The organism is Pseudoduganella sp. SL102, from assembly GCF_027856995.1.
GTDB lineage: Bacteria > Pseudomonadota > Gammaproteobacteria > Burkholderiales > Burkholderiaceae_D > Rugamonas > Rugamonas albidiflava.
The window spans coordinates 1,819,403-1,830,985 of sequence record NZ_CP115554.1 but is presented as its reverse complement, the minus strand read 5'-3'; the positions used below and the strand labels follow the sequence as shown (position 1 = coordinate 1,830,985).

General features: G+C 66.2%; 7 protein-coding genes and 1 pseudogene. All 8 read right to left on the bottom strand.

The features are described 5' to 3' along the window. Window positions 1–5: 5 nt before the first annotated feature. Window positions 6–1,571, bottom strand: coding sequence for a transcription termination factor NusA (gene nusA, locus OU994_RS07730; protein WP_131147441.1), 1,566 nt, complete (start codon window positions 1,569–1,571; stop codon window positions 6–8). After that, on the bottom strand, window positions 1,568–2,056 hold the full coding sequence (gene rimP, locus OU994_RS07725) for a ribosome maturation factor RimP (RefSeq protein WP_281610269.1): 489 nt from the start codon (window positions 2,054–2,056) through the stop codon (window positions 1,568–1,570). Before rimP ends, nusA begins: the two co-directional genes overlap by 4 nt. Window positions 2,057–3,102: 1,046 nt before the next feature. Further along, on the bottom strand, window positions 3,103–5,364 hold the full coding sequence (gene rluB, locus OU994_RS07720) for a 23S rRNA pseudouridine(2605) synthase RluB (protein WP_281610268.1): 2,262 nt from the start codon (window positions 5,362–5,364) through the stop codon (window positions 3,103–3,105). Continuing rightward, a complete protein-coding gene (scpB, locus tag OU994_RS07715; RefSeq protein ID WP_281610267.1) occupies window positions 5,351–6,070 on the bottom strand; it encodes an SMC-Scp complex subunit ScpB in 720 nt (239 codons plus the stop codon). The genes rluB and scpB overlap by 14 nt, the downstream gene beginning before the upstream one ends. A 359-nt stretch (window positions 6,071–6,429) precedes the next feature. After that, complete coding sequence (locus OU994_RS07710; protein ID WP_281610266.1) at window positions 6,430–7,446, bottom strand: glucokinase; 1,017 nt, start codon at window positions 7,444–7,446, stop codon at window positions 6,430–6,432. Window positions 7,447–7,764: 318 nt separating this feature from the next. Next, entirely contained in the window at window positions 7,765–8,730 is a 966-nt protein-coding gene (locus OU994_RS07705; RefSeq protein WP_281610265.1) for a VTT domain-containing protein, read from the bottom strand. A 12-nt stretch (window positions 8,731–8,742) separates the two neighbouring features. After that, window positions 8,743–10,497 (bottom strand): annotated as a pseudogene (locus tag OU994_RS07700) (ABC transporter ATP-binding protein). Continuing rightward, window positions 10,494–11,582, bottom strand: a complete 1,089-nt coding sequence (locus tag OU994_RS07695; RefSeq protein ID WP_373922564.1) for an ABC transporter permease — start codon at window positions 11,580–11,582, stop codon at window positions 10,494–10,496. Before OU994_RS07695 ends, OU994_RS07700 begins: the two are co-directional and overlap by 4 nt. Between the last annotated feature and the right edge of the window lies 1 nt (window position 11,583).

Here is an 11,583-nt window from a genome sequence, read left to right as displayed (position 1 = left end):
GGCGCTCAGGCCTTGGCCGCCTCGGCCAGCGACCATGCCTTGGCCTGCAGGGCCTTGGCACGATCGTCGTACTTTCCGTCGACCAGCTTCATTTCATCGTCGGTCACATCTTCAAATTCATTTTTAATCAGTTCAGTTGCACGGTCCGTCGACAGCGCCAGGATGGCACCGAATTCGTCGTACGCCAGGCCGGCGAACTGTTCCAGCGTCTTGATGCCCGCCAGTCCCAGCTTGCCTGCCGTGATGCGGTCCATGCCTTCCAGGCCGACCAGGCCTTCGTCCATCCCTTCCAGCCCTTCTTCCGAAGCGATCGCCTCCGTCACCAGCGCATCGCGTGCACGGGTACGCAGTTCGTTGACGGTGTCTTCGTCGAACGCTTCGATGTCCAGCATTTCGGAGATCGGCACGTAGGCGATTTCTTCCAGGCTGCTGAAGCCTTCCTCGACCAGGATGTCGGCCACTTCCTGGTCCACATCGAGCTTCTCCATGAACAGCGAGCGTACCGCCGCCGTTTCCTGGGCCGCCTTGTCGGCCGATTCCTCGGCCGTCATGATGTTGATCTTCCAGCCGGTCAGCTCGGAAGCCAGGCGCACGTTCTGGCCGGAGCGGCCGATCGCGATCGCCAGGTTTTCCTCGTCGACGACGACGTCCATCGCGTGCTTGTCTTCATCGACCATGATCGACGACACGTTGGCCGGGGCCAGCGCGCCGATCACGAATTGCGCCGGGTCTTCCGACCACAGCACGATGTCCACGCGCTCGCCGCCCAGTTCACCGGTGACCGCCTGCACGCGCGAACCGCGCATGCCAACGCAGGTACCGATCGGGTCGATGCGCTTGTCGGCCGTGAACACGGCGATCTTGGCGCGCACGCCGGCATCGCGGGCAGCCGATTTAATTTCCAGCATGCCCTGCTCGATTTCCGGCACTTCCAGCTCGAACAGCTTCATGATGAATTCCGGCGCGGTGCGCGACAGGATCACCTGCGGGCCACGCATATTGCGGTCCACGCGCAGGATATAGGCACGCACGCGGTCGCCGATACGCAGGTTTTCCTTCGGGATCATCTGGTCGCGCGGCAGGCGGGCTTCGATCTTGCCGGATTCGACGATCGCATCGCCGCGTTCCATGCGCTTGATCGTGCCGGTCACCAGCGCGTCGCCGCGCTCGAGGAAGTCCTGCAGGATCTGCTCGCGTTCGGCATCGCGCACGCGCTGCAATACGACCTGCTTGGTGTCCTGCGCGAAGCGGCGGCCGAATTCCACCGATTCAATCGGCTCTTCGATGTATTCGTCGACTTCGATATCGGGGATTTGCTCCTTGGCTTCGAACAGCAGCACTTCCTGGTCGGGCAATTGCAGGCCGGCTTCGTCGGGCACCACGTGCCAGCGGCGGAAGGACTCGAATTCACCGGAATCACGGTCGATCGAAACGCGGATGTCGACTTCGCCTTCATAGCGTTTCTTCGTGGCTTGCGCCAATGCGAATTCGAGCGCGCCGAATACCACGTCCTTGTCGACGTTCTTTTCGCGCGCAAGCGCGTCCACCAATAACAAAACTTCGCGACTCATGCTTTGCGGCTCCTAAAATCCACCTGTGGCACCAAGCGTGCCTTATCCATATCCGCGAGCGTGAAATTCAGCACCGCAGGACCATCTTTACTTTCAAATTCAATACCCAGCTGGTCACCTTCCGGTGCCTGCAGGATGCCCTGGTAGGACTTGCGGTTGGCCGTGCCCGGCAGCGCCATGCGCAGCTTGACGATGGCCTCGTGGCCGGCGAAGCGCTCGAAATCGGACAGCTTGCGCAGCGGCCGGTCCAGGCCGGGCGAGGAAATCTCGAGCCGTTCGTACGGCACGTTTTCCACCGTCAGCACGTGGGACAGCTGGTGACTCACCGTGGCACAGTCTTCCACCGTGATCGGGCCCTTTTCCTCTGCGTCCGCAGGGAGGAAATCGATATACACGCGCAGCAGGCCGCGCTCGGCCCGTTCAAAATCGACCAGGTCGTAGCCGAGACCCGCGACGGTCTTCTCAATCAGTTCCGGCAGTTGCAAAGGAAAATCTCCAGATCGGGGGCCGCCGGCAAACTCGCCGCGGACCGCCAAAAAACAGTTCAAATTAACAGCTTGCTGTTCGCTCAGCAGGCTTCCACTCGGCACTTGCACGGCACCAACGGAGCACTTACTTTTGCGTGAGCAAAAAAAAAATGGGCAACTGCCCATCTTCTTGTCCTACTGGCCAGTTGAAAGCATCTTTTCGAGGAACAGGCTCTTCAAGGGAACAATCCCTTAAGGAAACTATCCTTTTGGAGAACTTTTACTAGGCCGCTTATTATAACGGCATATCCATTTCGCTGCAATGCCGCATAGGCAAAGCGGACGCCGTTACAACAGAGTCAAGGTTGGTTTTTATACCGCCGGGTGGCGGCAAACCGGAGAAACAGAGGATGCGTGGCGCTGCTCGCAACGCCACGGACCGGCAGGTGTCCTATCTATGGACACTGTGCGAAAAATCAAGGAGCTAATCCGAACCCTATCCCAGTCCCGGCCTTGCAAGGCCGGGCCGTTCGCCAGGCGTGGAGCAGGCTCCACGAAACCCCTGCGCATCCCCAGTCCCGGCCTTGCAAGGCCGGGCCGTTCGCCAGGCGTGGAGCAGGCTCCACGAAACCCCTGCGCATCCCCAGTCCCGGCCTTGCAAGGCCGGGCCGTTCGCCAGGCGTGGAGCAGGCTCCACGAAACCCCTGCGCATCCCCAGTCCCGGCCTTGCAAGGCCGGGCCGTTCGCCAGGCGTGGAGCAGGCTCCACGAAACCCCTGCGCATCCCCAGTCCCGGCCTTGCAAGGCCGGGCCGTTCGCCAGGCGTGGAGCAGGCTCCACGAAACCCCTGCGCATCCCCAGTCCCGGCCTTGCAAGGCCGGGCCGTTCGCCAGGCGTGGAGCAGGCTCCACGAAACCCCTGCGCATCCCCAGTCCCGGCCTTGCAAGGCCGGGCCGTTCGCCAGGCGTGGAGCAGGCTCCACGAAACCCCTGCGCATCCCCAGTCCCGGCCTTGCAAGGCCGGGCCGTTCGCCAGGCGTGGAGCAGGCTCCACGAAACCCCTGGCTTACCCCTTTCGCCGCCGTGGCATGCCGTGGTCGGTCGCACCGCCGCGAGGTTGCCCGCCGCCACGGCGCTGCGGCTGGCCGCCGAAGCCGAACGTGGTCTGCAGCGGGTCTGGCTGGCGCGGACGCCCGCTCTTGCCCTGCTGCTGCGGACGGCCGCTGCCCTGCTCACCGAGGCCGGCACGGCCGACGCCGCCCTGGCCGCGGCCGGCACGACCGAGGCCGGAACCGGCGCCGAAGTAGCTGCCGGCACCCTGGCCGCCCGGACGGCCACCGCGCGGCGACTGCGGGAACGGATCGGCATTCTTGTTCGAGATATCCATCCGGTTGAAGTTCGGCTCGCTCTCGCGCTCGCGGCCACGGCCACCACCACCGCGCTTTTCGCCGCGTTCGCCGCCATTGCCATTGCGTTCGCCGCCGTTGCGCTCGCCGGCATTGCGTTCGCCACCACTGCGTTCGCCCACCGGACCGGCTTTCTTGTCACCGGGGGCGGCCTTCTTCTCGACGCCCACGAAGGCCATCAGGTCGCGCACGGTGTTTTCTTCCATCTCTTCCCAGCGGCCGCGCTTCAGGTTCGACGGCAGCGTCAGCGCGCCGTAGCGGGTGCGGATCAGGCGCGACACGGTCAGGCCGACGGCTTCGAACATGCGGCGCACTTCGCGGTTGCGGCCTTCGCCGATCACCACGCGGTACCACTTGTTGACGCCTTCGCCGCCACCGTCGGCGATCTTGGAAAACTGCGCCAGGCCGTCTTCCAGCTCCACGCCGGCCAGCAGCTTCTGGCGCATGCCTTCTTCCAGCTCGCCGAGCGTGCGCACGGCGTATTCGCGGTCGATGTTGTAACGCGGGTGCATCAGGCGGTTCGCCAGGTCGCCGGACGTGGTGAACAGCAGCAGGCCTTCGGTATTGAAGTCCAGGCGGCCCACGGCCAGCCACTTGCCGACCTTCATCTGCGGCAGGCGGTCGAACACGGACGGACGGCCATCCGGATCGTCATGCGACACGATCTCGCCGGCCGGCTTGTGGTACACCAGCACGCGCGGCGGCTTCTTGGACACCTTCCGCTGGATCAGCTTGCCGTTGATGCGCACCGCATCGGTCGGCAGGATGCGCTGGCCGATGTGGGCCGGCTCGCCATTCACCGACACACGGCCGGCAACGATCAGGTCTTCCATGTCGCGGCGCGAACCGAGGCCGGCCTCGGCCAGCACCTTGTGCAGCTTCGGCGCGTCGTCTTCGGCCGTCAGGTCGCGGCGCACCGGCTTTTGCTGGCCCTTGCCGCGGGCGCCATCTTCCTTGTCGAACGCTTCGGAGGTGACGAACGAGAACACGGCATCGGCTTCGCTCAGCTTGCCGTTACCCTGGCGCTGGCCTTGCGCGCCCTGGCGCGGGCCCTGGCCCTTGCCGCGGGGATTCTGCGCATTCCTGTCGTTGCGGCCACCTTCGGGACGATTACCCTCGGCACGGCTGCCATCAGGACGAGTACCTTCAGGACGAGTACCTTCAGGGCGATTCCCCTCGGGACGGTTGCCTTCGGCACGGACGCCTTCGCCGCGATTGCCGTCGTTCCTGTTCCTGCCCTTGTTGCGGCCACCTTCGCGGCGCGGCGCTTCATCGCGCGCGGCGCGCTCCTGCGGCGCGCCTTCCGCCTGCACCGGGATGCCCACATTTTCAGCAGACTGAGCGGCGGATTGGGCGGCCGGCTGGGCCGGCTGTTCGGCCGGCTGCGCTTCGGCGGCCGGTGCCTGCTCGGCCTTCAATGCCTCGCGCACGGCGCGCTCTTCGCGCATCTGGCGCGGACCGCGCGGCGCGCGGGGCTTTTTCGGCGCCGCTTCCGCGCTGCCTGCCGCTTCGGAAGCCGCGCTGGCGACTTCGGCGGCCGGTTGCGCTACCGCCGGGGCCGGCGCGGCCACGGTGGCGGCTTCGTTCGGGGTTTCCGCCTTCGGCTTGCGGGCCCGGGGCTTCTTCACGGGCGCTGCATCTTCCGCGGCCGCGGCAGGGGCGGAAGCAGCGGCCGGAGCAGCAGGGGCCGGAGCAGAAGCAACTGGCGCTTCCGCGGCGGGGGCGGCTTCGACCTTCTTGCGGGTGCGCTTCGGCTTGGCCGGCGCATCGGCCGATTCCGCCGGCGCGGCGGCTGCCACGGATTCGGCTGCCACTGGTGCGGCTGCCGCTTCGGCGGCGATCTGCGCCTTGGTGCGGCGCTTCGGCTTCACGGCCGGTTCAGCCGGCGTGCCGGTCTCGATAATGTTCTCAGTATTGTTCATGCGTGTTTTCTTGCGTGGGCTCAGCGTCAGGCGCCTGCACCGCATCGGTGGCGGATGCTTCCCCGGGCGCTACATTGTCAGTGACATCGGCGGCATGTGCCGCCTTCTCGAAATTCTCCTGCAGCGCGGCTTCGAGCATCTCGATCGAATTGGCGTTCTGCGTATCGCTGATTTGCTGCAGAGGCGGCAGCTGGGACAGCGACTGTAAGCCCAGGTCATCCAGGAACTGTTTCGTGGTGCCGAGGAGCGCCGGACGGCCCGGCACATCGCGGTGGCCAATCGTATCGACCCAGCCGCGTTCTTCCAGCATCCGGATCGTCTGCGAATTCACCGCCACGCCGCGAATCTCCTCGATATCGCCGCGTGTCACGGGCTGGCGGTAAGCGATGATCGCCAGCGTCTCGAGCGTGGCCCGCGAGTATTTTTGCGGCTTTTCCGGATTCAGGCGATCCAGGTACTGCTTCATTTCGGGCCGGCTCTGGAAGCGCCAGCCGGAAGCCAGGCTGACGACTTCGACACCCCTGCCCTGCCAGTCCTGCCGCAATTGCTCCAGCAGGGACCGTATTTCGTCGGCGCTGATACCGTCCGCCAGCGGAAGGCCGGCATCGGGGTCGACAAACAGCCGTCGCAAGCTTTGCACCGGTAACGGCTCACGCGCGCACAGCAATGCGGTCTCGAGGACTTTTTTCGCCTCAGCTGTATCCATATACCAACATGTGGTCGCCGCGTCCGGCTGAAAAATTCCGCTGACAGGTTCACTGAATTACGTCGCCGAATTACCTCAGCGAGTTAGTGAATATCTCAGCGGATTGCCGGAAACACCGGGGCGTAAAGCCCGGGGGCCGCCTGGGTCGGTGATCAAACCCGGGCGTCAGTTATCAAATTAGGTCAACGATGGAGCGAAGTGTTTTCAAGACCTGAAAACCTTGTCGGCCTACCCGGAAGAGTTGCGGGATCGGGTGGCGCCGTTTCATCCAATGACGGGCATTGTACTCCATAAAACCGCGGGAAGTGCAATTCGCGGTGTCAGGCGAATTTATGGGGTAACCGGCAAGTGTAGCCCGGTCAGCCGGCCAGCCGCTCGGCGAGGATTGCGGAAACGCCAAGGAAGGCCGGATATTCCGCCGTGATGACGAAGGTGGGAATGCCCGACAGATACTGGCGGAAGCGGCCCTTTGCCTCGAAGCGGGCGCGGAAGCAGGAACGGTCGAAGCGCGCGCCCAGCTTGGGCACGATACCGCCGCCGATGTAGATGCCGCCCTGCGCGCCCAGAGTGACCGCCAGGTTGGCGCCGATCGTGCCCAGCATGCCGCAGAAGGTTTCGATCGCTTCGTCGCACAGCGCGCAATCGCCGGCCAGCGCACGGCGTGCGATCTCGGCCGGGGTGAGCGCCTCGGCCGGCAGCTTGCGGTGATCGGCCAGCGCACGGTAGATCAGCTCGATGCCGGCGCCCGACATCAGCCGTTCGGCCGAAACGTGCTCGAATTCGCGCCAGGCGAACTGCAGGATCGCCACTTCGGTCTCGTTGACGGGCGAGAAGCTGACGTGGCCGCCTTCGGACAGCAGCGCCGTCCAGCCCGACGGGCCCGGGATCAGGCCCGACACGCCCAGGCCGGTGCCGGCGCCGATCAGGCCCAGCGGCGTTTCGGCCACCGCCGCGCCGCCGCCTACCTGGCGCTTGTGTTCGCCCAGGAACGGCAGCGAACGGGCCAGCGCCGTGAAATCGTTGACGACCGCCAGCACCTCGAAGCCGCACTCCTGGCGCATGCCTTCGATCGAGAATTCCCAGTGGTGGTTGGTCATCCGCACGTAGTCGCCGGTGACGGGATTGGCGATCGCGATCGCGCCATGGCGCACCGCGGGCGCGGCGGCCACCACGTCCGGCACCGCCAGATAGGCTTGCAGCGCCGCCGCCAGCGTCGGATATTCCGCGCCGGGCAGCACATGGATGTGGCTCACCTGCCCGGGCGCCGACTCCAGCGCGAAGCGGGCATTGGTGCCGCCCACGTCGGCCAGCAGCCTGGGCCCACCGGGAAATGCGGTAACGAGGATCTGCTGCGCGGGAGTCGACATGGCGTTCATGGGCACGAGAGAGAAAAATGAACCCCAATGCTAGCGGATTTCTTGGCTAACGCGCAAGAGTTGGCTGTAGTTTGGGTACAAACTGCGTGATGAGTGTGGGAACACTGCAAAATCACGCTGGTAGTATGACTACCAAAAACCGGTGACAGGCTCCGATGCCGTGAAGTGCAGGCCACCCCAACGGCAAATTCCGGAGTCAGACCCGGCGGGGTGAAGCGGGGGGTTCGCAAAGCCTGCTTCGCGCCTGCGCAACGGTGCTGGCGTGCATGCCAGCATTCCTTCCTGACCCCAGCAGTTTGCTGTCGGGGTGGACCGAAGTTAGCGCGGTCCATCCACCGCGGGAACCTGCTCGCCGACGACGATCGTCCCGCCGGCCCGGAAGGCGGAGTTATAGGCTTCCAGCCCGCCATGCAGCGGCCGGGCCAGCGCATAGCCCTGGTCGTGCAGCTGCTTGGCCACGCTGGCGGCGGTGACGTCGTTCGGGCAGCTGCAGTAGACGACGATATGCCGGTCGCGCGGCAGTGCGCCCAGCAGGGCGGCCAGGTTGCCGTCCACCGGCAGCGCGCCGGGCACCGGCGGGTCCAGCTGGCGCGCCGTGGCGCTGCGGGCATCGACCATCACCGGTTCGTGGCCGGCATCGAGCAGTTCGCGCAACTGTTCCACGTTGATGCGTTCGGTCTGCATGGCGCGCTGGAAACGGCGCCGCTCGACATACTTGAACAGCACGAACAGGGCCAGCAGGATGCCGAGCACGGCCAGCGCGGTGCCGCCCATCGTCGACAGGATTTCCAGCACTTCGTCGATATTCTCGTTGAAATACACGCCGATCAGGATGCCCGTCAGGCTCCACAGCAGGCCGCCCACCAGGCTGAACGCCAGGAACAGCGACAGGCGCGTGCCCATCGCGCCGGCCATCGGCGGCGCGATCGTGTTGAAGCCGGGGATGAACTTGGCCACCACCATCGACTTCACGCCCCATTTCCTGAAATTGTCTTCCGTCTGGGAGACGCAATAGTCGGGCGACAGGGAGATCCGGCACAGCAGCTTCAGGATGCGCTTGCCGTAGCGGCGCCCGGCGCTGAACCAGAACAGGTCGGCCATCACGCAGCCGGCCAGCGCCACCGCGAGCACGCCGGGCAGCGGGGTGCCGCCATTCATGGCCAGCGCGCCGGCCACGATCAGCACGGGGTAAGCGGGAATCGGCGCGCCCATCTGCTCGACCAGGACGACGATGAAGACGATCAGTACGCCGTATTCCTGTAACAGATAGATCAAGTTCGCCATAGTCCCGCCATCTTACTCCACGCCACGGGGAAACGCCGACAACAAGCTGCGAGTATACGGATGTCGCGGATTGCGGTACAGCTCGTCCGCATCGGCCGTCTCGACCACCGCCCCGCCCTGCATCACCATGATCCGGTCGGAGATGTGCTTCACCACGGCCAGGTCGTGCGAGATGAAGATGTACGACAGGCCGAATTCATCCTGCAAATCCTGCAGCAGGTTGAGCACCTGGGCCTGTACGGAAACGTCCAGGGCCGACACGGATTCGTCGCAGACGAGGATTTCCGGCCGCATCCCCAGGCAGCGGGCGATGGCGATGCGCTGGCGCTGGCCGCCGCTGAACTCGTGCGGATAGCGGTGGAATGCCTGCGCCGGCATGCCCACGCGGTCCAGCAATTCCAGCGCCATCGCCACCCTTTGCGCGTCATCGGCGCCGATCCGGTGCAATCGCATCGGTTCGAGCAGGATCTGCCCGACCGTGAAGCGGGGATTCAGGGAGGCGTAGGGATTCTGGAAGATCACCTGGATACGCCGTTTATACGGGTGGAACTCGCGGTCCGGCAGCGCCAGCAGGTCGCGCCCGTCGAACAGCGCGCTGCCGCCGCTGGGCCGGTGCAGCCGCAGCAGGGTCAGGCCCATCGTCGTCTTGCCCGAGCCGGACTCGCCCACCACGCCCAGCGTCTTCCCGCGCGGCAGCTGGAACGACACATCCTTCACGGCCTGGAATTCGCGCTTGCCGAACAGCCCCTCGCGGAGGATAAAACTCTTGCGCAGGTGGCGCACGTCGAGAATGATCTCATCGTCGGGCGTGGTGCCGCGCGCGCGCTGCGGGATCGCCCCGGCCCGCCGCTCATTTTCCTCCTGCTCATTTTCCTGCTGCTCACTGTCCTCCTGCATGTCCTCCTCCACGCCCTCGCGCAGGAAGTCGCCGATCACCGGCAGCCGCGCCGGCCGGCCCTGCAGCGACGGCCGGCAATGCAGCAGCGCCCGCGTGTACCGGTCGCGCGGGGCGCCGAGCACCTGCGCCGCCGTGCCCGCTTCCCGGATCTCGCCATGGCGCATCACGATCACCTGGTCGGCGATCTACCCCACCAGGCCCAGGTCGTGCGTGATGAACAGCACCGCCATGCCGCGCTCGCGCTGCAGCCGGGCGATCAGGGCCAGGATCTGCTTCTGGATCGTCACGTCCAGCGCGGTGGTCGGCTCGTCGGCGATCAGCAGCTTCGGCGCGCAGGCGATCGCCATGGCGATCATCACGCGCTGCTGTTGCCCGCCGGACAGCTGGCCCGGATAGGCATCGATCTTCACGGCCGGTTCGGGAATCCCCACTTCGTCCAGCAATGCCAGGGCGCGCGCGCGCGCCTGGCGCCGGTTCATGCCCAGGTGCCGGCGCAGCACTTCGCCGACCTGGAAACCCACCGTGAACACGGGGTTCAGCGACGACATGGGTTCCTGGAAGATCATGGCGATGTCGCGCCCGCACAGCGCGCGCCGCTCGGCCGCCGGCAGGCGCAGCAGCTCGCGGCCATCGAAGCGGATGCTGGCCGCCGGGTCGACCAGCGTGGTATCCGGCGGCAGCAGGCCCATCACCGCCAGCGAGCTGACCGACTTGCCGCTGCCCGATTCGCCCACCAGCGCCACCGTCGCATTGCGCGGCACGTCGAAGGAAATGCCTTTGACCGCTTCCATCGTCGTGCGCCGGTCCACCTTGAAGGCGATCCGCAGGTCGCGCACTTCCAGCAGGGCACCGGGCAGGCGCGCGCTCATCCCTTCACCCTCGGGTCGAGCGCATCGCGCAGCGCATCGGCGAGCAGCGAGAATGCCGTCACCAGTACCGCCATCGCCGCCGCGGCGGCCGTCAACTGCCACCATTTCCCCAGCAACAGCTCGTTCTGCGCCTCGTTCAGCATCGAGCCCCACGACACCACGCCGGCCGGCACGCCGAAACCGAGGAACGACAGGATCACCTCGGCCTTGATGAAGCCCACCACCAGGATCGAGACCTGCACCAGCGCCACGTGGCTGACGTTCGGGAAGATATGGGCGAACATCTTGCGCCATGCCGAAGCGCCGATCGCCTCCGCCGCCAGCACGTATTCGCGCGCCTTGTGGCGCAGGTATTCGGCGCGGATCAGGCGATAGGGCCCGGTCCAGCCGGTGAGCCCCAGGATCAGCACGATCGTGGCGACGCCCCTGGTTTGCAGCACCGCGGCCACGGTCAGGATCATCAGGATGGCCGGAATGGCGGTGAACACGCTGTACAGCCACTCGAACAGGTCGTCGACGATGCCGCCGCAATAGCCGGCCAGCGCGCCGCACAGGGTGCCCAGCCCCACCGCGACGAACGCGGCCACGAGGCCGACGACGATGGACGTCTCGGCGCCCTTGATGGTTTTTTGCACGATGTCGTGGCCCCACTTGTCGGCACCGAACGGCAGCGTGGCCCGCCGCCCGCCCTCTTCGCCAGCGCCAGCGCCGGCGCCGTGTGCCGGCTCTGGCGAGGCGGCCAGGCCGGCCCGCAAGGCGGCGATCTCGGCGGCGAGCGGGTCGAATGGATTGGCGCGCGCGGGCGGCCCCGGCATGGCGGCCGGTGCCGCGCCCGGCGCCGGCGTGCCGAGGAACGATGGCGGCGCATGGCTGACGCCCACCTCGCGCTCCCAGCCTGCGGCCACCAGCCCGGCGGCGGACAGCGCCACCAGCACGAGCCAGCCGGCCACCACGGCCAGCGCCGCCATGGCCAGCCGGTCGGCGCGCAGGCGGCGCCAGGCCAGCCTCCACAGGCCGGCCGGGCTGGCGTGCAGCGCCGTCGTCATGGTCGTCCTGGTCGTCGTCATCGTCACCATCGTCGTCATC